The following is a 24,551-nucleotide window of genomic DNA, read 5'->3' as shown; positions in this document are numbered from 1 at the left end:
CTGCGGATATCGTCGAATGAACATCAATGCGGTGAATCACCGCCCTTTCTTCGGTGTCGTGCCGTCGCTCCCAGCGGCTCCAGCGGGGGCGGCGGCATGGCAACAGCCGTGGCCGGTTGTGCCGGCCACGGCATATGAAACCCCATGGGGTTTCAAGGGGGGCCAGCGGGGGGACGTGTCCCCCCGGTCAACAGCCTCGGGGTCTGGGAGGGTACCGACCCCTTCAACAACCCCGACCGCTGCCCCGGATCGGGAAGGCTCCCGGAAAGTGACGGGTATAGTAACACGTCACTTTAGTCCGATTTCTCGGACAAACCCTTGATTCGGTCGGAGAGGGCACCACACAAGGGTTTACGGCAAAACACGGGAATATATCGGAAGCCATATTCACTAATAATAACCGACAGTTAAAATGTCGGACAAAATTCGGAGGGGAAATGTGGAAAAGTCACAGTTCAGCGACGTAAAGAGGGGGGGGATGACCCACAAGGTTACCTTTCGCCTCGATGCAAAACACCACCAGGAGCTTGAGTCTTGCGCCGATACCTTTCACGCCTCGGTCGCGTTCCTTGTCCGACACCTCGTGGTCCGCTTCCTGGAAGATCAGCGGCGCAATAACCCCACGTCCGTTGCGCGTCTCAGAGGTATGCCATGATCGAGGCCCGCCCTGCTCTCCCGGTTGATATCGACCGGCTGCTCTTGGACGTGAACACCCAGTTCAACCCGTTACGCCCTGAGTTCCTGCTGGACTTCCACGTCTCCGGCGCCCAGGACGGCCTCGTCTACGTCTCCTTTGCCCTCCCGGAAGGCATGACCCGGCTTTTCGTCTCGTTCCTTCAGTCCATGGCCGGTTTCTTCCGCTTCGTGGACATCAAGGCCCGTTCCGCTTCCGCCATCGTCAAGGCTCACGATCCGGCCGAGCTTGAGAAAGTGGAAGTGATGCAGAAAGACTTCCACAAAGAGGTCTGCGAGATCTTCGACCAACTCACCGCTGACGGCGTGGAAGTGAAAGAGGCAGTCAGGCGCACGAATTCCGCCCTGAAGGCTTCCGGCTCCCCTTGGGCGACCTATGAGACCATTTCGAGCGTTCTCCGATCTGCGGGACGATTTCGGCGGCGGAAGGGGGTGAAACGATGATTCGTGAACCTCCCTTGAGCTATCGGCCCTTTCAATGGCTCGACTGGCTCGTCTGGCTGAAGAAACAGGAACAACAGGCGTATCGAAAAAACCGATAGACAATGACAGACAAACGTCCTAAAAAGGCAGACAAGTAACCGCTGTCATTTCGGGTAAGGGAAAGCTGCATTAACCAACAAAATCAGTTACATAGATTATATCTTATGGGACGTTAACAACGTCCGGATGTGACACCATGAAAAACGCCAGGGTCCCCCTCCGTTGGTCATTCGCTCTGTCGGTGGCAGACGTCCTAGACATTTGCAGGGTTGGCTTCGGCCCTGGCCGTGTCGGCAATCAGCTTTCTCAGCTTCGTTATGGTGGCGCGCTCCATTGGTTTGCCGGTGATGCTGCTTTTGGGTACCCGGTAAATGTCGCCAAGCGCATAGATGGTACATTCGATTATCACTTTACCTTCTTTTAAGTATATATGTGAATAATCGACAAACGAGCCTCCTCGTCGAATAGTTACGACATCTGTTTCATAGGCAATGTTCCTACTGCGCAGAAACTCCTCCACCTCTTCGCTTGACTCAGCAAACAGATGCAGGTCGATGTCGCTTGCAGCGGTTACTGCCCCAGTGAGCACCGACCCGACCAGAAACGGACGGAACAGCGCCAGCATTTCCATACAGCGCAGGGCTGTGCAGCGCATCTGGTGCAGCCGCTCCGGGAGAGTCTTCTCTTCATGGATTGCGATGAGTCGCTGGAGCTCCTTATGGATCTCAGCATTGCTGGGCAGATGCGAACCGAGCGAGAGGCTCTTTTCCGGCCCGAAACGTCTCGCCGCCTTTCGTTTGGCGTCGCGGTATTCGCTCACCCCCTCGGCATACATGAGGCGGGCCGCTTCCTGCGCAATGAGTTGCCGAATTCTGTCTTCTCTCATATACATTTACAGTATATCAAGGCGTTGGCAGAGTTACACACGGGCACCCCATGGTTCGGTTTACGAAACCCGGAGTCGACGCCGGATGGTGGTATACTCTATTATATCAAGATACTCATGATGTTTTCCCCAGTTGCCGCCCTCCCCGTTCTGAGTCGGTACAGGGTGGGGTGGTACGATTCCGGAGGGGATCATGGTGCGATTGCCAAGAGAGTGCCATGAGCGTCTTGCGAAACGGTTTGCGAGGAGTGTGGTGCTGAGATCGTGGAGGAGCGGCTGCGGGTGGTTTCGTATGCGACGCATTGCGTCAGTTGTCAGGCCCGGCAGAAAGGTCCGCCCCATGGATCGGGCGTGACCCTCTGACGAGTACGGCGCGGGAGGCGACCATGCGGGAAGCGATGTTCTACGAGCGGCTGAACGATAACCTTGTCCGTTGCGGTCTCTGCCGGCATCGTTGCCAGATCGGCGACGGTGCCCGTGGCATCTGCGCGGTGCGGGAGAATCGGGGAGGAACCCTCTATTCTCTCGTCTACGGCAAGCTGGTGGCGGAAAACGTTGACCCCATCGAGAAAAAACCTCTGTTTCACGTGCTGCCGGGGAGCAGATCCTTTTCCATAGCTACGGTGGGATGCAATTTCCGCTGCCGCCATTGTCAGAACTACTCGATTTCTCAGGTGCCCCCCAAAGCTCCCATCCTGGGCGAGGATCACTCGCCCCAGTCCGTGATCCGGAAGGCTCAAGCCACGGGCTGCCGCTCCATTGCTTACACCTACACCGAACCGACCATTTTCTTCGAGTTTGCCTATGACACCGCCCGCCTCGCCAAGGAGGCCGAGCTGCTGAATACGTTCGTCACCAACGGCTATATCACGAAAAAGGCGCTGACTACAGCGGCGCCGTACCTGGATGCGGCGAATATCGACCTGAAGGGGTTCAGCGAGGGATTCTACCGCGACTACATCCATGCCCGCCTTTCCGAAGTGCTCGACTCGATCGTGGAGCACCGGAAGCTCGGTATCTGGCTTGAACTGACCACGCTCGTCATCCCGGGATTGAATGATTCCGATGAGGAACTGCAGGGTATCGCCTCGTTCATAGCGGGCAATCTGGGGGTGGATACCCCCTGGCATGTGACCCAGTTCTACCCCACCTACCAGTTGACCGACCGGCCCCGGACCCCGGTGGCAACCCTGCGCCGGGCACGGGACATCGGCAAGGCGGCAGGGTTGCGCTATGTGTACGAAGGAAATGTCCCCGGTGAGGGGGGAGAGAATACTTTTTGCCCTTCCTGTGCCGCCCTGCTGATCGGCCGCCACGGATATCTCATTGAAAGGAACAGGATCGAAAACGGAGCCTGTCCCGACTGCGGCGCGGTCATCGCCGGCATCGGCATGTGACCGCTGTCAGATCTTCCGGTTGTCGATGACCCGCTGGGCCTTGCCCTCGTGACGCGGGATGCTGTTGGGCTCCACGAGCTTCACTGTTGCCCCCACGCCGAGGACCGAGTCTATCCGCTTTTCCACCATCTCCAGGAAGGCCTTCTGCTTCTTCATCTCGTCGAAGAAGATGTTCTCGGTCACCTCGATGTGCACTTCGAGCACATCCTGAGCTCCGTGACGCTCCAGGACGATCTGGTAATGGGGCTCGCATCCTTCGATGGCGAAGAGGATCTCTTCGATCTGGGAGGGGAAGACGTTGACCCCTTTGACGATGAGCATGTCGTCGCTTCGGCCCATGGTCTTCTTCATCCGCACATTGGTTCTGCCGCACGCGCAGGGGGCATAGTCCAGGCTCGTGATGTCGCGGGTCCGGTAACGGATCATGGGGAACGCTTCTTTGGTGAGGGTGGTCAGCACCAGCTCTCCGATGCTTCCAGGCGGCAGCACTTCCCCTGTTTCCGGGTCGATGATTTCCGCGATAAAGGCATCCTCGGAGATGTGCATGCCACACTTGTACTCGCAGTCGCCGGCCACGCCCGGGCCGATGATCTCGGACAGGCCATAGTTGTCGGTGGCGCTGACGAAAAGGCGGTTTTCGATCTCTCTGCGCATGGCCTCGGACCAAGGCTCTGCCCCGAAGAGACCAACCTTCAGCGAAAGGCTTTTCGGATCGATCCCCATCTTTTCCATCCGGTCGGCAATGGTGATGGCATAGCTGGGGGTGCAGACAAGGGCCGTGGTCTTGTAGTCCTGCATGATCATAATCTGCTTTTCGGTATTGCCGGCGCTCATGGGGATGACCGACGCGCCGATGGCCTCCGCGCCGTAGTGGAGACCGAAGGCGCCGGTGAACAGGCCGTAGCCGAAGGCGATCTGGACCACGTCATCGTGGGTGACGCCTGCGGCGGTCATGAAGCGGGCCACCAGGTTGGACCAGACCTTGATGTCGTGCTTGGTGTAGCCGACCACGGTCGGTTTGCCGGTGGTCCCGGATGACGAGTGGATCCGCACCACTTCCCGCAGGGGGACCGCGAACATGCCGTAGGGGTAGTTCAGGCGCAGATCTTCCTTGGTGGTGAACGGGAGTTTCTTCAGATCCTCCAGCGACTGGATGTCTTCGGGAACAATGCCACGTTCGGTGAACTTGTTGCGGTAACAGGTTACGTTCTTGAACGCCCTGTTGAGTGTTGCCTGGAGCCGTTCAAGCTGGAGTTGCTCAAGCTCCTCCCTCTGCATGCATTCGTACTGTTGATCCCAGATCTGCATACGCTTATCTCTCCCAGATCTCCTTTTTGTCCTTGCCTAAGTATGCGCGCTGAACCTCTTTGTTTTCCAATAGGTCAGGGGCCATCCCTTCAAGTATCACTTTACCTGTCTCTATGACGTAGCCCCGGTCGGCCATCTTGAGGGCTGCCTTGGCGTTCTGCTCAACCAGAAGCACGGTTGTCCCCCGATCACGTCGCAGCTGCTCGATAACCTTGAAAATCTCTTGCACTACCAGGGGAGCCAACCCCATGGACGGTTCATCCAGCAGCAGCAGCTTGGGCCGTGCCATGAGGGCCCTGCCCATGGCGAGCATCTGCTGTTCGCCGCCGGAAAGGGTGCCGGCAGCCTGCTTGCGGCGTTCGTGCAGACGGGGGAACAGCGCGTAAATGTCATCCAGGTCTTTGCGGATGTTGCCCCGCCCTTCCCTGCCGCGATACCGGAGATAAGCGCCCAGCTCAAGGTTGTCCTCCACCGACAGGGGCTTGAACACCTGGCGCCCTTCGGGGACCTGGCAGATGCCGAGCTTCACGATCCGGTCCGGCCCGAGTCCGGCCAGGTCCTGGTCCTCGAAGAGGATCTTGCCCGCTGCCGGCGGCGTGACCGCGGAAATGGAGTTGAGCATGGTGGTCTTGCCGGCGCCGTTGGCGCCGATCAGCGTAACGATCTCCCCCCTGTTGAGATGCAGGGAGATGTTCTTGAGCGCATGGACCTTGCCGTAGTAGGTATTGACGTTCTTGATCGTTAACATAAATGACCGGGTATGCCTAGCCTTCGCCCAGATAGGCCGCTATGACGTCGGGATTTTCCTGGATCTCACGCGGCGTCCCCTGGGCAAGCGTGCGTCCCAGGTTCAGTACCACTATCGCCTCGCAGATGTCCATCACAAGCTCCATGTCGTGCTCGACCAGGGCCACGGTAACGCCCGACTCGCGGATCTTCTGAATCAGGCGCGCCAACTCCAGGGTTTCACGACTGTTGAGGCCCGCGGCAGGCTCATCCATGAGGATGAGCTTCGGCTCCAACGCCATGGAGCGTGCAATTTCAAGGAGTCGCCCCTTGCCGAAGGGAAGATTGGCGGCATCCACGTCGGCCAGGTCGGCAATGCCGGTGAATTCGAGCCAGTGCAGCGCCCGTTCGCGCAGCCGCCGCTCTTCGGCCATCTGCCAGGGAGCGCGAAGCGCCGAGGCGAAGATGCCGCTTTTCCCCTTTGTATGGAGTCCCACCATGACGTTTTCAAGCACCGTCATCTTGCCGAAGAGCTCGATGTTCTGAAAGGTGCGGACCATGCCGAGGGTGGCGAGTTTCTCCGGCGCCAGGCGGGTCACGTTTCTGCCGTCCAGCAGGACTGTTCCGGCAGTGGGGGTGTAGATGCCGGTCACGATATTGAACAGCGTGGTCTTGCCGGCCCCGTTGGGCCCGATGATACCGGTGATGCCTCCACCCTGAATGGTAAAGGAAACATCGTCAAGAGCCGTAACGCCGCCGAAGCGCTGGGTGATTCCACGGACCTCAAGCATCGGCAGTCCCCTTATCCACGCGGGAGCGGAACCGGTGCAGCAGATCCGGGATGCCGCGCACGAGCCCGCCGGGCATGAACATGGTCATGAAGATGAGGAGCAGGCCGTACACCACGATATCATAGTCCTGGAACGCCCTGAGCAGTTCGGGGAGAAGGGTCAGGAGCGTGGCGCCGAGGAATGAGCCATAGATGCTTCCGAGCCCGCCGATGATTACCATGGTGACCAGTTCCACTGAAAAATTGAACCCGAACGACGTGGGCGAGACAAAGGTCATGGTATGGGCATAGAGGCTCCCGGCCACCGAGGAGATGACCGCCGACAGGGCGAACACCTGTACCTTCAGGAGGCGCACGTTGACCCCCATGACCCGGGCAGCCACTTCGGAGTCGTGAATGGCGCGCAGCCCCCTGCCGATACGCGAATTGACCAGGTTGACGGAGAGAAGAATGGTTACCAGGGCGATGCCCCAGATGAGATAGTAGTTTTTCAGGTCCGAGTCAAAGGTCACGGAGCCGACCTCCAGATTCGGGATCCCGGGGAACCCCGAGGGGCCGCCCGTCAACTCCACTGCCTCGTTGAAGATGATGTAGACGATGATCCCGAAGCCGAGGGTGGCCATGGCCAGGTAGTGTCCCTTGAGTTTCAGGATCGGGAAGCCGATGGCAAATGCAAGAATGCCGACCGCGCCCGCGACTGCCACCATGGCAAGCCATGGATTCCAGCCATAGGTCGCGGTGAGGATGCCCGAGGCATAGGCGCCGAGCCCGAAGAATGCGGCCTGCCCCAGAGATATCTGCCCGGCATAGCCCAGAAGCAGGTTGAGTGCAACGGCGAGCATGGTGTGGATGCCGACAAAGACAAAAACATTAAGCAGGTAGCCCTCAGAGATCAGTACCGGCAGCGCCATGATCAACAGTGAGAAGGCGATGAATCTCGCACTCTGAAGTTTTGCTAGAGATAATACATGCATCATGTTGATTTTCCGTTCAGTTACACGCGCTCGGTCTCGCCCTTGCGGAACAATCCCTGGGGACGGACAAAGAGAATCAGCAACAGGATGATAAAGGCAATGGCGTCCTTGTAGCCGGAGGAAAAGAGTCCCGCGCCAAGCGATTCCAGGATGCCGAGGAGAATGCCACCCAGGATGGTGCCGAGGCCGCTGCTCATGCCGCCGATGATGGCGGCGCAGAATCCTTTGAGGCCGAGCATGATGCCCACATCGTAGGAGGTCATGGTGAGCGGAGCGATGATGATGCCGGCCAGGGAACCCATTGCCGAGCTGATGGCAAAGGAAAAGAGCACCATGCGCCGCACATCGATCCCCACCAGGCCGGCGGCCCGGCGGTTATAGGCGCAAGCCCGCATAGCCTTGCCGCTGATGGTGTAGTTGAAGTAGAGCTTGCTGCAGATCATGACAACGATGGTCACCGTAAAGATCCAGAGGTGCTGAGGCAGGATGGTCGCCTCCCCCAGATGGATCGGCTCATTGCCCGAGAATGTGGGAATGGCGTGGGTGTCCTTGCCCCAGATGATCATGGCAATACCGCGGATGAGAATGCTGCCGCCGATGGTGATGATGACGAGGCTGATGGGCGAGGCATTCTTCATGGGACGGATGGCGAGGCGTTCGAACACCACTCCCACGAGGGTGGTGGCGCCGATTGCCAGGATTATGGCTGCCAGCAGCGGCAGATTCAGGGCCGTCAGAAAGAAGAGCGTAAACATGCCGCCGAGCATCACGAGTTCGCCCTGGGCGAAATTGATGATGCCGGTGGCGTTATGAATAATGGCGAATCCCACCCCGATCAGGGAATAAATGGCCCCCGTGGAAAGTCCGGAAAGGAGATACTGTGCTAGCTGATGGCCTAAATTCATGGTGTTTGCATCCGGCTCACAATGAGGGAGCGCAGGCCGGGACAGCCTGCGCTCCCATGATTCGGTCGATAGGGCGTGGAACGTGCGCTACTTGACGAGGGCAAAGTCCTTGTTGTGGATGGTCACGAGGACAAAGGCATCCTTGCCGAGACCGGCATGGTCGGCGGCAGAGTAGGTAAAGATGCCTCCAATGCCCGCGAAGTTTCTGGTCTTCTCCAGTTGGTCACGGATGGCGGCAGGCCTGTCGCCTCCGCGCTCCAGGGCTCCCTTCAGCAGCATCACCGCATCCCAGGCATGGCCGCCGAAATGGTCACCCTCGGCCCTGAATTGCTTCTGGTAGTCCTTGACGTATGCCATGAGCGACTTCTTCTGCTTGTCCGCGGCGGGGAGCAGGTCGGCGACGATGACCCGTCCCGACGGCAGCATGATTCCTTCGGCAGCTTCGCCGGCAAGCTCGATGAACTTCTTGGATGAGACGCCATGGCTCATGTAGACGGGAATGGCGAGCCCAAGCTGCCTGGCGTTGCGGGCAATGACGGCGGGGCCGGGGTTGGTGCCCCAGCAGATCACTGCCTGGGCGCCGCTGCCGCGGATCTTGGTGAGCTGGGCCGTCATATCCGTGTCCTTGGGCCCATACGTGTCATCGGAAACGATCTGGATGCCGTGTTGCGCCGCCTGGGCCTTGAGCTGCTCGCGCCCGGAAGAGCCGAACCCGTCGGACACCGTCAGGATCGCCACCTTGCTCATCCTGAGGCGGTTGAGGTTCTCATAGATCTTTGCCACCGCAAGCCCGTCGTTCTGGGCGGTCTTGAAGACCCATTTTTTCGCTGGTTCGGTGATCTTGCTGCCGGCAGCGCAGGAAATGAGGGGAATCTGCGCCTTTTCAACGATGGGGATGACCGCCATGGTGTCCCCGGTCGTGCTGGGGCCGATGATGGCAACCACCTTGTCATCCTTGATGAGCCGGTTGGCCGCTTGCACGGCCTTGGTGGCGTCGCCCTGCGTGTCATAGACGATCAGTTCGACTTTTCTTCCCTTGATGCCGCCGGAGGCGTTGATCTTGTTGACCATCATCTGGGCGGTGTTCCGTTCCGGCTCCCCCAGGAACGATGCTGGTCCGGTCACGGCGAAGAGTGCGCCGATCCGGATGGGAGACGCGGCAAACACGTTGGCAGCCAGCACCATGAACGATGCGGCGAGCGTCAGGATAAAGGATCCTCTTTTCAGCATCACACCCCTCCCCATGTGTTATTTGACCAGTTCCCAGTCGCCTTTGGTCACACGGACCATCTCAAAGGCCGAGAGATCCAGACCGTTATGATCCGCGGGAGACATGGTGAAGATCCCCGAGACGCTGACCAGTTTCCGGGTCTGCTCAAGGCCGTCCCTGATCTGCTGGGGAGCGGTTCCCTTTTTCATGGCACCGCTAATCAGGAGGAACGCATCATAGGCATAGCCGCCGAAGGTCGAAGCCTCCACGCCGTACGCCTTGCGATAGGATTCGTCATAGGACTTGAGCAGCTTGTACTGGTGATCGTTCTTGGGAAGCTTGTCGAAAATGGCAAGCTTGCCCGCCGGCAACATGATTCCCTCGGCGGCGTCAGCCCCGGCCAGTTCGATGAACTTTTTGGACGCGACACCGTGGCTCATGTAGAGCGGAACCTTGATCCCGAGCTGCTTCATGTTGCGGGCAATGAGCGCAGGCCCCGGATTGGTTCCCCAGCAGATAACCGCGTCGGGCTTGGCAGCCTTGATCTTGGTGAGCTGGGCGGTCATGTCGGTATCCTTGGGGCCGTACACTTCATCGGCCACAATCCTGAAGCCCTTCTGGCCGGCCAGGGCCTTGAGCTGTTCGCGCCCCGAGGAGCCGAAGCCGTCGGAAACGGTAATAATGGCAAGAGACTTCTGCTTCAGCTTGGCCGCCTGGATCAGGATCTTTTCGGCAGCCACATGGTCATTGGCCGGGGTCTTGAACACCCACTTCTTGACCGGTTCGGTAATCTTGATGCCGGCGGCGCAGGAAATGAGCGGAATTCTCTCCTTTTCCGCCAGGGGTATGACCGCCATTGTTTCGCCGGTGGTGCTCGGCCCCACGATGACGCTCACCTTGTCGTTCTTGATCAGTTTGTTGGCCAGCTGAACCGCCTTGGTCACGTCTCCCTGGGTGTCGTAGACCACCAGTTCGAGCTTGCGGCCGCCGACCCCACCCCTGGCATTGGCGTCCTTCACCAGCATCTCCAGGGTGTTTTTCTCGGGCTCACCCAGAAACGAGGCGGGGCCGGTTATGGAAAAAAGCGCCCCGATCCTGAACGGCTCGGCTGCCGAGGCCATGCCGGCCACCAGCAGGCCGACGATACCGACGATAACGGCGAAGATTCTGTTCATGCTCCCCCCTCCTCCCTGATGCGATTACATCGCGTACAGGCGCTCTCCCTCAAGGACAGTGAATCCGCTGCTGATGAGGGCCGTGATGGCCTTCTCGGTCTCATCGAAACGGAAGATGATCACCGCGTTCTCGCCGCACCGCTCCACGAAAGCATACATGTATTCCACATTGATACTCTCCCGGTCCAGCGACTGGAGGATCTGGGACAGCCCGCCGGGCCGGTCCGGGACTTCGACGGCCACAACTTCGGTCTTGCTGACCGTGAACCCCCTGTCTTTTAGGACCTGCTTGGCCTTCTCCCGGTCATTGACGATGAGTCGAAGGATGCCGAAATCCGAGGTATCGGCCAGGGACAGGGCCCTGATGTTGACCCCTGCCTCGCCGAGGATGCGCGTCACTTCCGCCAGGCGGCCCGACTTGTTTTCTATGAAGATCGAAATCTGCTCTACTTTCATGGCTTCCTCCCCGTGAGGCCGGAATGGTTGCGTGATGCATTGTCAACTGATCAGCCGGTTGTCGATGACCCTTTTTGCCTTACCCTCGCTCCGGGCGATGGTCTGGGGCTCCACCAGCCTCACCTTGCAGGTGACGCCGAGCAGGTCCTTGATCTCCTTCTCGATGCTGTGCGAAAGGGCCTGGAGCACCTTGATTTCGTCCGAGAAGAGCTGCTCGCCCACCTCGACCTGCACTTCAAGAGTGTCCAGGTTGTCCTTGCGATCGATGATGAGGAGGTAGTGGGGCTCGACCCCTTCGATCCGCATGAGGATCGATTCGATCTGGGACGGGAACACGTTGACCCCGCGGATGATGAGCATATCGTCGCTGCGCCCCGTCATGCGCGAGAGGCGGGCATGGGTGCGTCCGCAACTGCACGGCTCGTAGGTGAGGCTCGTGATGTCCCGGGTGCGGTAGCGGATAAGAGGGATGCCTTCCTTGGTGATGGTGGTGATGACCAGTTCGCCCCGCTCCCCCTCGGGCAGCACCTCGCCCGTGTCGGGATTGATGATCTCGGGAATGAAGTGGTCCTCCCAGATATGGAGGCCCTTCTTGGCTTCGCGGCACTCGATGGCCACGCCGGGCCCCATGATCTCCGACAGGCCGTAGATGTCAATGGCACAGAGGTTGAGCTTCTGTTCGATCTCGGTGCGCATCGATTCGGACCACGGCTCGGCGCCGAAGATGCCCACGTGAAGCTTGAGCTGGCGGAAGTCAACCCCTTCCTCCCGGGCAGCCTCGGCCATGAACAGAGAGTAGGAAGGGGTGCAGGTAAGGACCGTCGAGCCGAAGTCCTTCATGATCATGATCTGCTTCTTGGTGTTGCCGCCGGACATGGGAATGACCGAGGCTCCCAGTCGCTCGGCACCGTAGTGGGCGCCGAGGCCGCCGGTAAAGAGTCCGTAGCCGTAGGCGTTGTGAATGATGTCACCCTTGTGGACGCCGGCGGCGGCAAAGGAGCGCGCCATGAGTTCCGACCAGATTTCGATGTCTTTCCGTGTGTAACCGACCACGGTCGGCTTGCCGGTGGTCCCGCTCGACGCATGGATCCGCACGATGTCGTCCATGGAGGCGGCAAACAGGCCGTAGGGGTAACTGTCGCGCATGTCCTGCTTCACGGTAAAGGGAAGCCGCCGGAGATCGTCAAGGGATTTGATACAGCCGGAGGTAATGCCGGCGCGCTCGAAGCTCTGGCGGTAGAACGGCACGGCTGTCTGAACGCGGGCAACGGCCGCCTGGAGGCGCTTGAGCTGCACGGCTTCCAGTGCCTTGCGGGGAAGCGTTTCAAACTCTTCGTTGTGGTAACTCATGGCAACCTCGACTGTTACAGGGCTCTGCCCAACTGGAAGGCCTTACGGTTCACATCGAGCGCCTTGGGGGGAACCATCCGCTCCAGGGCCTTGTGCCAGCATTCGTCAGGGATGTCGAGTCGCTTGGCCACGGCACCCAGGAGCACCGTGTTGGCGGCCCTGACATTGCCGGCCTCGGCGGCGAGGTGCTGTCCGTCCACAAGAAGAAAATCGGGGAACAGCGTCCGAATCCTGTCCGGCAGATCATCGGGGTAGCTCGCCTGCCCCAGGAGCACCGACGGCGGCGAAATGCGCAGGTCGTTGGCCACCACGGTACCCCCCTTCCTGAGCAGGGGCAGATAGCGATAGGTTTCCATCAGCTCGAAGCCGAAGAGGATGTCCCCCTCCCCTTCGGGCACGATGGGCGAATGGACTTCCTTGCCGTAGCGGACATGGGAGACAACGCTCCCTCCCCGCTGGGACATGCCGTGGATCTCGCTCTTTTTCACGTCGAACCCGGCCAGCATGAATGCCTCGGAGAGGATTTCAGACGCGAGCAGGATTCCCTGCCCGCCCACGCCCACCAGGAGGATGTTGGTGATGGTGTCGCTCATTGGGCCCTCCCGATGGCATCGAACTTACAGAGCTGGCGGCAGACATCGCAGCCGTTGCAGAGCAGGGGGTCGATCTTGGCCTTCCCCTTTTTGCCGTCCGGCGCGGGAATCCATTCAATTGCCGGGCAACCGATCTTCAGGCACGCCTTGCAGCCGGTGCAGTGGTCCTGGTCGACGGACAGGACGAGCCCCTTCTGGAAGACCCCTTCCCGCTTCACCAGCACGCAGGGACGGTTGGTGATGATCACCGACGGCTCGGGACGGTTCATCTCCTCCTGAAGAGCCGCGCGGGTCTGGTCGAGGTCCAGGGGGTCCACCACCCGCACGTGCTGGATGCCGAGGGCCGTGCAGAGCTGGACCAGATCCACCGCGTTGGTGGAATCGTTCATCAGGGTCCAGCCGGACGCCGGATTGTCCTGGCGCCCCGTCATGGCCGTGATCCTGTTGTCGAGAATCACCACCGTTGCGGGGGCTTTATTGTAGGCCATCTCCATGAGGCTGTTGACGCCCGTGTGGAGGAAGGTCGAGTCGCCGATCACTGCCACGACCTTTTTCTTCTCCTCGTCCGAAAGGACGCGCACGATGCCGCTGGCGCTGCTGATGCTTGCCCCCATGCAGACACAGGTATCCATGGCGTTGAGGGGCGGCATGAAGCCGAGTGTGTAGCAGCCTATGTCACCGGTCACATAGGCCTTCAACTGGTTGAGTGTGAAAAAGACGCCGCGATGGGGACAGCCGGGGCACATGTTCGGCGGACGGCCCGGAAGATTCTCCACCGTCACCTGGGGAGCACCGGGGATGCCGAAGGCGGCACGCAGCCGACCCGGTGTCAGTTCTCCGCACAGGGGGATGACGTCCTTGCCGGTGACGCTGATGCCGGCAGCCTTCACCTGATCCTCGATAAACGCGTCCAGCTCCTCCACCACGATAAGCTTCGAGACCTTCGAGGCAAACTCCCTGACAAGCTCCATGGGGAGAGGATACACCATGCCGAGCTTGAGCACCGAGGCGTTGGGGAACACCTCGCGAACATACTGGTAAGACACCCCCGCGGTTATGATGCCGAGTTCCGTGTCGCGCATCTCCACCCGGTTGACGGCAGCGGTGCGACCATAGTCCGCAAGCTTCAGGAGCCGCTCTTCCACAAAGGGGTGCCGCACCCGGGCATTGCCGGGGAGCATGACGAGCTTGGCGGGATTCTTGACGAGCTTCGGCGTGGGGAGGCCGGTTGCCGGTTCACCCAGCTCCACGATCGATTTGCCGTGGGATATCCGGGTGCAACTGCGGAGCATGACCGGGGTATCGAATTGCTCCGAAATCTCGAATGCAAGCCTGGTGAAATCCTTGCACTCCTGGGAATCAGCCGGCTCCAGCATCGGGACCTTGGCGAACCGTGCATAGTTGCGGCTGTCCTGCTCGTCCTGGGACGAATGCATCTCGGGGTCATCCGCCACGACCAGCACCAATCCGCCACCCACCCCGGTGTACGACAGGGTGAAGAGCGGGTCGGCCGCCACGTTGACTCCCACGTGCTTCATGCAGGCGATGGAACGACCGCCGCCGAACGAGGCGCCGATCGCGACCTCCAGGGCAACCTTTTCGTTGGGTGCCCATGAAGCGTCAATTTCCTTGTAGTTGACGATGGTTTCGAGAATTTCGGTGGAGGGGGTACCCGGATAGGCACTGGCAACCTTCACCCCCGCCTCGAAGGCTCCTCGGGCGATGGCTTCGTTGCCGGATAGAATTTCCTTCATGGTTGTCTGGTTCCTGAAAAATAAAATAAGGGGCATGCCCCCTAAAAAGGTGCAAAGACTATACAAATAAGGGGATTGTAAGTCAACTGCTTTGTAAAACGGGTTTTTACTGCCAAAGAACTGTTTGGTCGGACCAAACTCGCCCGACCTGTTGACAGTGCGGCATACTCCCGTACCATGTGAAGAAAACGAAGTAATTCAGCAATGGGGAGGTCACTATGAAGCGGGTTATTCGGGAAGCAGCAGTGGGACTGGGCCTGTGTGCGCTTGCATTGTCTGCTGATGCCGCCGGGCCGGCGGACAGGGGCAGGGAGCTTTTTGAAAGTACACAACTGGGAACGAGCGGCACAAGCTGCAGCAGTTGTCATCCCGGCGGGAAAAAGCTCGAATGGGCCGGCTCCAGCTACGATGACGCGAAGCTTGCCGCAATTGTAAACCGTTGCATTGAAAAGGCCCTCAAGGGGAAACCGCTCGACCCGGACGGAGAAGACATGAAGGCCCTTATGCAGCACATCAGGAGCTTTGGGAATCCCGGGGGCTAACTATTCAACGGTGCGGGCAAGGCCAATCAGGGCACCTTCCAGCAAGCCGAAGTCGCTGACGGTCATGGTTTCGAAGCCGAACAGGTCCATAGTGGCAAGTGTTATGAGCGTTCCGGCCACGATAAGATCTTCCCTCCCCTTTTCCAGGCCGGGCACCGTCAGGCGTTCGGCCGGGGAAAGGGGAAGAAGCAGGGCCAGAATACGCGCGATTTCATCACGGGACAGCAGGTGGTTGTTGACTCGCCGATAATCGTAATCGGTCATTCCCAGGCTGATGGCGGCCAGGGTCGTTGCCGTGCCGGCAGTGCCCACCAGCGTCGCTCCCGCAAGCTGTCCATCGAGTGCCCTGCCGGCCAGCCGTTCCCTGAGCCCGGCGAGTTCGCGCCCGACCTTCTCCTCCATGGCCGGCAGGTCGGGCTTGCCTTCCGTCAACCTCACCACCCCCAGGGGAAGACTCTCGGTGTACAGGGGAGCGTTCCCGTTGGCAAGGGTGTATTCGGTGCTCCCTCCCCCCACGTCAAAAACGAAGAATCGTCCCTCCTTCCGGTCGAGGCCCGACAGGACCCCCGCCAGAGTCAGAAGCCCCTCCTCTTCCCCGTCGATCACTTCCAGGCTGATGCCGGTCCGCTCGACCACGTGGGCGCAAAAATCCGCGCCGTTCACGGCGTCCCGAACCGCGCTGGTCGCCACGGCCCGCACACGGACGACGCCCGCGCGGCGCATCTCGTCCGCAAAGTCGACAAGAGCGGCCAGTGAGCGGTCCCACGCCTCCCGCGAAATCCCCCGCTCATCTGTAAACCCTCCACCAAGTCGGGTTATGTGACGCCTTACGAGCAGGTGCTCAATCCGGCCCTCCTCTACTTTCCCGATCAGGAGGCGGGCCGTATTGGTGCCAAGGTCGATGGAGGCTGCCGGGAACGACATCAGGTGAACTCCTTCCTGGTTTCGATGATGGTGACGCTCGAGTCGGCGGCCTTCACAAAGGCAGTGATCATGTCAGCGTAGATTATGCCAGCGCGAACAGAGCACTTGCCTGCCGAGAGGCGCTTGATGTGTCCATCAAGCATTGCCTCGCGCTGCCGGCCCACTTCGTTGCGCAGCGTCCGGCCCTGCTCGACGGCATCGGGCGGCGGATTATCCATAGTCTCGACCGCCAGGTCAACGAGCTTCTCCACTGTCCGGGCGAGGTGCCTGATCTCGGTCATGGCAGCGTTGGAAAAGAGGAGCTTTTCCTCCTTCTTGCGCCTCAGATAGTCGAGGACCGCCTCGCTCTGGTCCGCCACATGTTCCAGTTCGCCGATCAACTGGAGCATGACCGGGATTTCCATTGATTCCTCGGGCGCGAGCTCACGCCGCGACAGTGAGACGAGAAAATCGGTCAGGTCCCGCTGGAGGATATCGACCGCGATCTCCTTCTGGCGGATGCCCACGGCCTTTCGGGCATCGTAGCGGAAAAACTGCTCGACCATTTCACAATACATGGTCCGGGAGATGCCTGCCATGCGCCTCAACTCGCTGCGCGCCTGCAGCAGTGCAATCGTCGGTGTATTGAGCACCCGCGGATCGATGAACACGGTGCGGGCCTCCACGCTGGATGCCCGCTCGCTGCCGGGAATGATGCGCGGCGCGGTGCGTGCGAAAAAGCCGATGAGCGGCAGGAAAATAACCGCGCTCATGATGCTGAACAGGGTGTGGGTATTGGCCAGGACCCGGGAGATGCCGGCGGATGATGCGATATCCTCCGGAGAGATGTAGGTGACAAAGGAAAGGTACGAGGGAAATACCAGCATCACCACCACGACGGCAAGGACGTTTACCATGAAGTAGAAAAAGACCGTCCGCTTCGCCTCAAGTGTTCCGCCGATCGAGGCAAAGGCCGTGATTACAGAAGTCCCGAGGAGTTCGCCGATCACCATGGCGGCTCCGGTTTCGAAGGAGACCAGGCTGCTCCCCGCCAGGGCCATGATCACGGCGATGGCGGTGCTTCCCGACTGGACGAGCAAGGTGAGCGTCGCACCGAACAGAACGGCGGCAGCCCGTTTGGGGATGAACAAACCCTGGTGGGTGAACACAATGGCATATTCCTGGAGCGGCTGGAGATTCGACTCCATGATGCGAAGTCCAAGGAACAGGAGCCCGGCGCCCAGAATGAGTTCACCGGCATTCACCCACCTCCGCCGGCGGAGGAAACAACGCAGACAGACCCCCACGAAAACGGCCGGCAGGGCAAAGGAGCTGATCTTGAAGGCGATGAACTGGACGGCAAGGGTCGTGCCGATGCCGGTTCCCAGGAGGATGCCCAGGGCCTGGTAGAGAGAGATGAGCCCCGCATTGATGAACCCGACCGTGATGATGCACGCGGCGCTGGACGACTGGAGGAGCGACGACAGGGTGCTGCCGAGAAGGGCTGCGGTCAGGCGGTTTCCGGCAATGCGCTCCAGGTGGCGCCGAAACCGGTCGCCGGCAATCTTCTGGAGCCCCTCGGACATGGTCTTCATGCCGAGGATGAAAACGCCGAGCCCGCCCAGGGCTTCTAGGATGGAGAGGTACTGCATGGGTCCGGTTACGGGCGGAAGCTACTTGCCGACCACGAAGGGGAAGAGGAAGTCGGGCGCCGCCGACTTTGAGCTGCCGCTGCGGTAGATGAAAAGCTTCACTTCCTTGACGGCGCCGAGATCGATCCGGAAGTAGACGAGTCCGGTCGTCTTTGCTCCGGGGATCACCGGGTCGGCCGCCAGCGCGCGGGTCTGGATGTCCTGGGGATACACCTCGTAGTAGTAGGGAAGCTGCGACTCAGTGGTGTTGTAGAAGGAGGTCCGCTCGTAGTCTTCCAGATAATAGAACCCGACGTAGGGATAGGGAATGAGATAGTAGGAATCCCGGCTCATCAGCTCTTTGACCTTTTCGGGAGTCAGGGGGAGGTACTGGCGATTCTGGTCGTCAAGCAGCACGAAAGAACCCGCATCGAACCCGATTTCCCGCGGGGACTGGTTGTCGATGGTGACCACGAAGGCAGTCACTGTCCCATCAAGATTGTAGGACACCATCTCCGTGTTGGAATTTGCCACAGTGATGGATACACCGTCTTTGGCGACGGTCTGGGAGTTGTCGGAGAGGTTCACGACTCCCTGCGGTACCTGCTGGGGAATGACCTTGATGCCGCTACAACCGGCGAGAAGCAGCACCGCGATGAAAAAGGCTAACATGTGGGCTTTCATGGCAGGACCCCCTGAATGGCTGGCGAACAGGAAAGAGTGTAGCATGTTTCGACCCGGCTGTCCCTGCGAGATTGCCGGATAGAAATGAAGCCCCGCTCATCCGTGCGGATTATGGCCGGGACGGCGTACCGGCCCGCGATACATGCACTGCCGCAAAATCGTCGGAGAGCGTCAGAATCCGGATGAATTCGCGTCCATTGCCCGCTGATTCCGGTGCCGCGGCAAGAAAGATCTCCTGGGTGAGGGAGTGGCTGCTCCTGAGGTATTTTTCAGCCAGCAGGGCAAGGCTGAGGGAATTGCGCACCCGCTCCTCACCGTCGGCTCCACGGGAAGCAAACCCTTCGATCATGACGATGCGCCGGCCATCAAGGACTGCTACCCTGGCTGCCGCCGCGTCCAGTTGCTTGCGGACCGAGCGGTCAAGGCAGAACGTTTCGCCCGAGGGGCGTATGAATGCCACCTCTTCCCGCGGCTGTCTCTCGGCAGCGAAAGCAGCAATGCCGGCCAGGACACCGAAGGCGATGGCCAGAAATGTAAGTACGTGTCTCACGGCCTACTCTTCCTTGGCAATCAGAAATAGGATCTCGCCCCGGCGGTTGAGCTTTCTCCCTTCGGCAGTCTTGTTGTCGCCAATGGGCCTGGATTTGCCGAGCCCCTTCACAAAAAGGCGGGTCGGGTCGATCCCCTCTCGGGCAATGAGATAGCTGGCCACGGAAATGGCACGTTTGAGCGACAGATCCATGTTGTAGCCGGCCGAGCCGATGTTGTCCGTATGGCCGTCGATCCGGAGATAGACCCACCGCTTGTCCCTGCGGATCTGCTCGGCGACCTCGGAAAGAGCCTTTTTCCCTTCAGCGGAAAGGTTCCACTGATCGAAATCGAAGGAAACGTCGGGAAAGCGGAATTTCCGGTAAACGGTCATTGCTTCCGGAATATTCTCGTGCGCGGCGGATGCCACCTGGAAATTCTGGCCCTTGACATCGACGCTGTACAGGGGGGTAACCCCTTCCAGCCTGCTCAGGGTGTATTCAAGGGCCACATTCTCGTGACCGTCAACGGATCGGGTGGCCAGGCGCACCTCCTCGCCCCCCTGCCCCAGCGCCACCTCTTCGGAGGCGGCTGCCACCGCAACGGGGGCATTTGCGGCCTGGGCGGCAAGGGTCACCTTTCCGTATGGCTTGATAACGATATCTTCCCTGTCCTGGCCGAGGGGGACCTCAAGCGTGCTGACCGGAGCCGGCTGGGAAAGGGAGCTGATCAGGAGGGGTGAGATCGGAATGATCTTTCTGATCTTCGCAGGTTCTTGCTTCTTTTGCTTTTCACCTTCGAAGTCACCGCCCCCCAGGCGAGGGACGGGCTTGATATAGGTACCGACGCCTTGACAGGCGGTGAGACCGGCCACGGCGCGCCAATCTGGGCTGGCATCGGAAAGACCGAGCCCGCCGGCAAGGTTGAGGGTGAGGTGCGGCGAGATATAGTACTGGAGCCCGAGGAGCCCCTCCAGGGGAGCGTCTTGATCTGCGAAGCGCCCGGTGCTTCCCGTCAGCTCCGCCGTGAACCTCATGCGGGTTGCAGGCGTATAGTCGATGCCGAAGCCGTAGAGTATTTCATCGTCAACCGGCCTGTTGGCGGGAGAGCCTGTGAAGAGGTAGCCCAGGTTGCCGTGCACGCCGAGCTGTTCAGTGGAATAGGAGGTAATGATCCGACCGCCGCCGTGGGTCGTTCCATCCACATCGGGGTCTTCGGATATCTCTCGTTGCACAAAGAGATCGACTGCGGCCTTCAGGGGGGAGCTTCTCGTGCCGAGAAAACGGAGTTTGGTCCCGATTTCGGCATAGCCTCGGCCGGACCTGTCCTCATCGCCGTTGAACAACAGGTTCGGATAGCTGCCGTATATTTCCCAGAACGAACCAATGCCGAGCGTGAGCGAAGCGGGGAGGGTCAGGGCGTTATCAGTCTGCGTACCGGTGCCTATCCCCCACAATCCGACGCAGATGTTGCCCGCATCGAGGGTTTCGGCCGACGGGACCACAACGAGTCCCGTCTCGCCGCTGATGGATGGGTTAGCAAAAACCTCTGTGGCGAGCAGCGAGAGGAAGATTGTAAGAATTACCCGAAGTCTCTGCATTAAGAGGTGTCATCCGGAACGCTGACTAGATAGAAGTTTGACCACCGACTCACCAGATGTGCAAGCAGGAATCAGTTACTATCTACGCGCTCCTTCAGCTCCTTGCCGACCTTGAAAAATGGAAGTTTCTTGGGTTTGACCTCTATGGGTTCGCCGGTTTTGGGATTGCGCCCCGTATAGGACTTGTAATCCTTGACGACAAAACTCCCGAAACCGCGAATCTCAATTCGCTCATTGCGGATCATCGCACTACTCATGGCGTCGAATACAATATTGACGACTTCCTCAGCCTTTTTGTAGGTGAGGCCCTTCTCCGCCGCCAATGCCTCAATCAGTTCGGATTTGTTCATTCCCGTCCTCCTCAATAAAGTGAATAGACTACGATCTGCATCGCATGAAAGCGAGAACAGTATCCGTTACTATCTTTTCGGCGGGCAGGAGCGAAACTTTACCGATGAAGTCCAAATAATTTCAACAACATCGCAGTTGTTTCGCCACGTACGCAGCATCAGCGTGGCGCCCGCTCGCCTCAAGCATTGGTACGAGCCGTTGTGCGGCCTCCTTTTTCAGTGCGCCGCCAAGGAGCCGGGAGTAATGCTCAATGGCCGCGTCATGCTCTCCCCGGGCCTGCCGAAGGTCTCCCAGGAACAATTCTGCCTGTTCAGGGAGAATGTCCCGTTCGACCATGCTTTCCAGCAGAGCGATCGCCTCGTCAAAGCGGTTGCTCTCGGCCAGGAACTGGACAAGCCCCAGGTTGCCGAGGGGATTTCCCTCGTTGAGCTGCAAACAGCGGCGCAGAAGCGCTTCACACCGTCTACGGTCTCCCTCGCGGTGCGAGAGAAGTGAAAGCTCGTAGAGGAGCACATCGTTTTCGCCCTGGGCAAGCAGACGCTCAAAGATGACCCATGCCGTGCCGAGGTCTCCGTCGTGAGCGGCCAAATAGCCTTCTGCAAATTCCTTTCCCAAACCGAGATAACGCTCCGGCAAATCACCCGGCAAGGGGCGAACCAGGAGCTCAAACCGGTCCGACTCAGAGAGGCCGTCTTCTGAAATCTCCGCAGAATCGCTAGGATGGCAACTTGAGGACGAGCATCCCCCGCCACAGTTCTTTGAATGGACATGCGTGGCTGGCTGGGGAGCTGATTCCAGTGACGAGAGAAGTTTTCCCGTCTTTTCCCGTATGGTTACGTCATCTGCCAACTCCAGTGACAATTTAAGGTGATCCTCGGCCTTGTGCATGTCACCCCCCCGGATGCAGGCCTCGGCCTCCTCGATATTGGCTTCCGCCAGGCGGTTGCCGGCCATGGCCATCTTTTCCCTGATGGCAGCCGACAGGCCCGCAGATGACGGATCGGATGCGTCAAGAGCTTCCAGCGCGTCATCAAATGCTACCCGTGCATCGGCGTAGCGTCCGGCAGCAAGAAACTTGTCCCCCTTTTCCATACATTTGGCGGGGTCTTTGCGAAACAGCTTCCTGAAAAACATGACTACCTCCCGAAAAATCTTAACTTGGTGTACTTAATGACTATTGATCCCGTGACTAACCATTCAATCACTGCGGCAGCTCGCTGCGTTCCGCGCCCCGATAGAACGAAGCAAGCGCTTGCCGTTTATGTGGTTAGCCACCAAAGTAACAAATATCTGGCCGACCGGGGTCGGGCCATTGCTGCGTAACGTCAGGAGCGGACCAGAAGTGTCACGCTCTCTATGTGGTAGGTCTGGGGAAACATGTCGACGCCATGACTGCCGACCACGCGGTATCCCGCCTTGCGCAGCGTCCCGAGATCGCGCCCGAGCGTCGGCGGATCGCAGGAGACATACACGATGCGTTCCGGGGCCAGCATCGCCACTTCGCCGACCGCATTCCGGGCACCGGTCCGGGGAGGATCCAGGAGCACCGTGTCGAAATGCTCACCCGCCGCTCTCAGGCGGCGGGTGCCGTCTGCGGCGTCGATTACGACAAACTCCACGTCATTGATCCCGTTGAAGTCCGCGTTTTTCCGTGCGTCGTCGATTGATGGCCCGTAGTCCTCGATTCCGACGAGCCGCGCTCCGCCGGATGCCAGGGGAAGCGAAAAATTGCCGTTGCCGCAAAACAGATCGAGCACCCGCCGACCGCGCTCCACTCCTGCCAGTTGCAGGGCTTTGCTCACCAGCACCCGATTCTGGCGATAGTTAACCTGGGAGAACCCTCCCCTTCTGAACGACAGGGACAGGGGGCGCCCCTTGTCGCCCAGGCCGGGGACGGCGTACGATAGCGAATCGGCTCCCCAGACGGGCATGATGGAGTCCTTGCGCCCGCACTGGAGATGAATGCCGGTCACCGAAGCCAGGTTGGGCCGGATCGAGCGGAAAAAGTCATTGGTTCGACCGGGATCGTCTCCGATATAGTGTACGACCAGAAGAACCTGCCCGTCTTCGCCGGTTGCAGCGTCGATCTGGGGAATCTTGTCCGGCTCGGGAAAATCCGGCAGAACCGATCTCAGGTCCCGCAGGGACTGATTGATGGCAGGGGCACAGATGGCGCATTCGTCGGGCGCATCGATTACATAGTGGGATCCCCTGCGATAGAAGCCCATGTGCAGGCGCCCGCCGCTCCACCGCACCTTGAACTGGGCCCGGCACCGATAGCCAAAGGGATTGTCCGCAACGGCAAAGGGGGCGACGGCATCCCGCTCGACCCGTCCGAAACGCCACAGAGCATCTGCGAAGATGCGTTCCTTGGCTTCCGTCTGGGCATCGTAGCGCAGGTGCTGCCACGAGCACCCGCCACAGATTCCGAAGACCGGGCACGGCGGTGCGGTGCGGTCGGCGGACGGTTCAAGAATCTCCAGTGCCTCGCCCTCCAGATAGGACGGCTTGTCCACGGCAACCCGGATGCGGACGAGGTCGCCCGGAGCGGTAAACGGCACGAAGCAGGCCTTGCCTTCAAGCCGCCCGAAACCGGCCCCGCCAAAGGCGAGGGATTCAATGCGGACACGCGCCTCAGTCATGGCCGGAAACAAGGAACACCGGTGCTTTCAGCCGTTTGCCGCGGGCGCGTTCCAACTCCGAGTGAACGAACCGTGCCGGGAAGGCGTGAGACGAAACATACCTGAGCGAATGGCTCATAAAATGCGCCATCAGTTGCTGCTTCACATCGTCCGTAGAGGAGGTGGGAACCCCCATCTGCTCGACGAAACGACGGTAGCTTACGTGATCGCCCAGAAGGCGGCGGGCCTCCTCGAAGGCGGTGGCATTGTCGAAATGAGCGGCATCGAGCCGGATGTCACAGGCAATTTCCAGCCGCACCAGGTGAAAATCACCGAAATAATGACGCGTATGGTCCAAAAAACGAACCGTGAGGCCGTTCTGGAGGGGAACTTCGCGCAATACCGTAGCCATAGTGTATTAAGTTGACCTTCGCTGGGGGATCTCGTGATGACGCATTGAGCATAATACGCCTGCCCCATGGAAGTAAAGGTGATAATCCTCCGCCAATCTCCCCCGTTGGCGCTTCCGGCAACAGACCAGGACAGAGGTTACGCATGGGCTTTCCCGGCCGGTCGACGATGCCGCAAAGCCCCCGCCGGCTGGAAAAACGGCTTGCATTTTAATGCAGCAGCGGGTACTTTAGCAAAGTTTGATACGAATCAATCATTCATCCGCGCTAAGGAGCAGTGGTCACCCCATGAGCAAAGAAGAAGCAATTGAAGTAGAAGGCACCGTCATCGAACCCCTCCCGAACGCCATGTTCAGGGTAGAGCTCGAAAACGGACACGTGGTGCTTGCCCATATTTCGGGAAAGATGCGCAAGTATTTCATCAAGATACTTCCGGGCGACAAGGTCACGGTAGAGCTTTCCCCCTATGACCTTACCCGTGGTCGCATAACCTATCGCGCCAAATAACGGCAGCCCGCCAGGGGGCGTCAGGCCCCCTCACGTGTCCGCTCCTCTTTCACCGCGCCGTCTTTTCCGATGAC

Annotated in this window: 26 protein-coding genes and 1 pseudogene; 6 read left to right on the top strand and 21 right to left on the bottom strand. The window is 59.6% G+C overall.

Annotated elements, in window-relative coordinates; all coding sequences use genetic code 11:
- The first annotated feature begins 439 nt into the window (after positions 1–439).
- On the top strand, positions 440–655 hold the full coding sequence (locus AC6CDK_RS02675) for a hypothetical protein (protein WP_226048470.1): 216 nt from the start codon (positions 440–442) through the stop codon (positions 653–655).
- Positions 652–1,137 (top strand): hypothetical protein, encoded by a 486-nt coding sequence (locus tag AC6CDK_RS02670; RefSeq protein ID WP_066357394.1) that lies wholly within the window; start codon positions 652–654, stop codon positions 1,135–1,137. The genes AC6CDK_RS02675 and AC6CDK_RS02670 overlap by 4 nt, the downstream gene beginning before the upstream one ends.
- A 292-nt stretch (positions 1,138–1,429) precedes the next feature.
- On the opposite strand, the gene AC6CDK_RS02665 is transcribed toward AC6CDK_RS02670, so the two are convergent.
- Complete coding sequence (locus AC6CDK_RS02665) at positions 1,430–2,062, bottom strand: hypothetical protein (protein WP_039648229.1); 633 nt, start codon at positions 2,060–2,062, stop codon at positions 1,430–1,432.
- A gap of 249 nt (positions 2,063–2,311) precedes the next feature.
- On the opposite strand from AC6CDK_RS02665, the pseudogene AC6CDK_RS02660 reads away from it, so the two are divergent.
- Both AC6CDK_RS02660 and amrS read left to right on the top strand, forming a co-directional pair.
- Positions 2,312–2,425 (top strand): annotated as a pseudogene (locus AC6CDK_RS02660) (TraR/DksA C4-type zinc finger protein); the annotation flags it as partial.
- Positions 2,426–2,448: 23 nt separating this feature from the next.
- The gene (gene amrS, locus AC6CDK_RS02655) at positions 2,449–3,459 is read left to right on the top strand and encodes an AmmeMemoRadiSam system radical SAM enzyme (protein ID WP_039644581.1); all 1,011 of its coding nucleotides are present in this window, start codon (positions 2,449–2,451) and stop codon (positions 3,457–3,459) included.
- A gap of 6 nt (positions 3,460–3,465) precedes the next feature.
- Here amrS and AC6CDK_RS02650 read toward each other — a convergent pair whose 3' ends face one another.
- From AC6CDK_RS02650 to iorA, 11 genes are all read right to left on the bottom strand, one after another.
- Positions 3,466–4,767 (bottom strand): phenylacetate--CoA ligase, encoded by a 1,302-nt coding sequence (locus AC6CDK_RS02650; RefSeq protein ID WP_039644579.1) that lies wholly within the window; start codon positions 4,765–4,767, stop codon positions 3,466–3,468.
- Positions 4,768–4,771: 4 nt separating this feature from the next.
- Positions 4,772–5,515: an ABC transporter ATP-binding protein gene (locus AC6CDK_RS02645; RefSeq protein ID WP_039644576.1), complete on the bottom strand. Its 744-nt coding sequence runs from the start codon at positions 5,513–5,515 to the stop codon at positions 4,772–4,774.
- A gap of 16 nt (positions 5,516–5,531) precedes the next feature.
- A complete protein-coding gene (locus tag AC6CDK_RS02640; RefSeq protein ID WP_039644574.1) occupies positions 5,532–6,284 on the bottom strand; it encodes an ABC transporter ATP-binding protein in 753 nt (250 codons plus the stop codon).
- A complete protein-coding gene (locus tag AC6CDK_RS02635; protein ID WP_039648227.1) occupies positions 6,277–7,257 on the bottom strand; it encodes a branched-chain amino acid ABC transporter permease in 981 nt (326 codons plus the stop codon). Before AC6CDK_RS02635 ends, AC6CDK_RS02640 begins: the two co-directional genes overlap by 8 nt.
- Positions 7,258–7,277: 20 nt before the next feature.
- Entirely contained in the window at positions 7,278–8,162 is an 885-nt protein-coding gene (locus AC6CDK_RS02630) for a branched-chain amino acid ABC transporter permease (RefSeq protein ID WP_039644572.1), read from the bottom strand.
- An 87-nt stretch (positions 8,163–8,249) separates the two neighbouring features.
- Positions 8,250–9,392, bottom strand: coding sequence for an ABC transporter substrate-binding protein (locus AC6CDK_RS02625; protein WP_039644570.1), 1,143 nt, complete (start codon positions 9,390–9,392; stop codon positions 8,250–8,252).
- An 18-nt stretch (positions 9,393–9,410) separates the two neighbouring features.
- Positions 9,411–10,547, bottom strand: a complete 1,137-nt coding sequence (locus AC6CDK_RS02620; RefSeq protein WP_039644568.1) for an ABC transporter substrate-binding protein — start codon at positions 10,545–10,547, stop codon at positions 9,411–9,413.
- A 24-nt stretch (positions 10,548–10,571) separates the two neighbouring features.
- A complete protein-coding gene (locus AC6CDK_RS02615) occupies positions 10,572–11,003 on the bottom strand; it encodes an ACT domain-containing protein (RefSeq protein WP_039644567.1) in 432 nt (143 codons plus the stop codon).
- A gap of 42 nt (positions 11,004–11,045) precedes the next feature.
- The gene (locus AC6CDK_RS02610) at positions 11,046–12,353 is read right to left on the bottom strand and encodes a phenylacetate--CoA ligase (RefSeq protein WP_039644564.1); all 1,308 of its coding nucleotides are present in this window, start codon (positions 12,351–12,353) and stop codon (positions 11,046–11,048) included.
- Positions 12,354–12,367: 14 nt separating this feature from the next.
- On the bottom strand, positions 12,368–12,946 hold the full coding sequence (locus AC6CDK_RS02605) for an indolepyruvate oxidoreductase subunit beta (protein WP_039644562.1): 579 nt from the start codon (positions 12,944–12,946) through the stop codon (positions 12,368–12,370).
- The gene (gene iorA / locus AC6CDK_RS02600) at positions 12,943–14,700 is read right to left on the bottom strand and encodes an indolepyruvate ferredoxin oxidoreductase subunit alpha (RefSeq protein WP_039644560.1); all 1,758 of its coding nucleotides are present in this window, start codon (positions 14,698–14,700) and stop codon (positions 12,943–12,945) included. The genes AC6CDK_RS02605 and iorA overlap by 4 nt, the downstream gene beginning before the upstream one ends.
- 218 nt (positions 14,701–14,918) lie before the next feature.
- Here iorA and AC6CDK_RS02595 point away from each other — a divergent pair, with 218 nt between their 5' ends.
- Complete coding sequence (locus AC6CDK_RS02595; protein ID WP_066357389.1) at positions 14,919–15,242, top strand: c-type cytochrome; 324 nt, start codon at positions 14,919–14,921, stop codon at positions 15,240–15,242.
- On the opposite strand, the gene AC6CDK_RS02590 is transcribed toward AC6CDK_RS02595, so the two are convergent.
- The 9 genes from AC6CDK_RS02590 to AC6CDK_RS02550 form a co-directional block, all read right to left on the bottom strand.
- Positions 15,243–16,166, bottom strand: coding sequence for a Ppx/GppA phosphatase family protein (locus AC6CDK_RS02590; RefSeq protein WP_039644549.1), 924 nt, complete (start codon positions 16,164–16,166; stop codon positions 15,243–15,245). It lies immediately after the preceding gene.
- Positions 16,166–17,797, bottom strand: a complete 1,632-nt coding sequence (locus AC6CDK_RS02585) for a Na/Pi cotransporter family protein (RefSeq protein ID WP_039644547.1) — start codon at positions 17,795–17,797, stop codon at positions 16,166–16,168. Before AC6CDK_RS02585 ends, AC6CDK_RS02590 begins: the two co-directional genes overlap by 1 nt.
- A 21-nt stretch (positions 17,798–17,818) precedes the next feature.
- Positions 17,819–18,460, bottom strand: coding sequence for a hypothetical protein (locus tag AC6CDK_RS02580; RefSeq protein WP_039644545.1), 642 nt, complete (start codon positions 18,458–18,460; stop codon positions 17,819–17,821).
- Positions 18,461–18,569: 109 nt separating this feature from the next.
- The gene (locus tag AC6CDK_RS02575; RefSeq protein ID WP_039644544.1) at positions 18,570–19,010 is read right to left on the bottom strand and encodes a hypothetical protein; all 441 of its coding nucleotides are present in this window, start codon (positions 19,008–19,010) and stop codon (positions 18,570–18,572) included.
- A 3-nt stretch (positions 19,011–19,013) separates the two neighbouring features.
- Positions 19,014–20,588 (bottom strand): OmpA family protein, encoded by a 1,575-nt coding sequence (locus AC6CDK_RS02570; protein ID WP_039644542.1) that lies wholly within the window; start codon positions 20,586–20,588, stop codon positions 19,014–19,016.
- Between the two features lie 71 nt (positions 20,589–20,659).
- The gene (locus AC6CDK_RS02565; protein ID WP_039644540.1) at positions 20,660–20,938 is read right to left on the bottom strand and encodes an HU family DNA-binding protein; all 279 of its coding nucleotides are present in this window, start codon (positions 20,936–20,938) and stop codon (positions 20,660–20,662) included.
- Between the two features lie 121 nt (positions 20,939–21,059).
- Positions 21,060–22,073, bottom strand: coding sequence for a tetratricopeptide repeat protein (locus AC6CDK_RS02560; RefSeq protein WP_039644538.1), 1,014 nt, complete (start codon positions 22,071–22,073; stop codon positions 21,060–21,062).
- Positions 22,074–22,264: 191 nt separating this feature from the next.
- On the bottom strand, positions 22,265–23,581 hold the full coding sequence (locus tag AC6CDK_RS02555; RefSeq protein WP_039644535.1) for a class I SAM-dependent RNA methyltransferase: 1,317 nt from the start codon (positions 23,579–23,581) through the stop codon (positions 22,265–22,267).
- The gene (locus AC6CDK_RS02550) at positions 23,574–23,972 is read right to left on the bottom strand and encodes a hypothetical protein (protein ID WP_192905757.1); all 399 of its coding nucleotides are present in this window, start codon (positions 23,970–23,972) and stop codon (positions 23,574–23,576) included. The genes AC6CDK_RS02555 and AC6CDK_RS02550 overlap by 8 nt, the downstream gene beginning before the upstream one ends.
- Positions 23,973–24,258: 286 nt before the next feature.
- On the opposite strand from AC6CDK_RS02550, the gene infA reads away from it, so the two are divergent.
- Positions 24,259–24,477 (top strand): translation initiation factor IF-1, encoded by a 219-nt coding sequence (gene infA / locus AC6CDK_RS02545; protein WP_010942395.1) that lies wholly within the window; start codon positions 24,259–24,261, stop codon positions 24,475–24,477.
- The last annotated feature ends 74 nt before the right edge of the window (positions 24,478–24,551 follow it).

Source organism: Geobacter sp. PheSNFMC (assembly GCF_059620965.1).
This window is presented reverse-complemented; position numbering and strand designations above follow the sequence as displayed.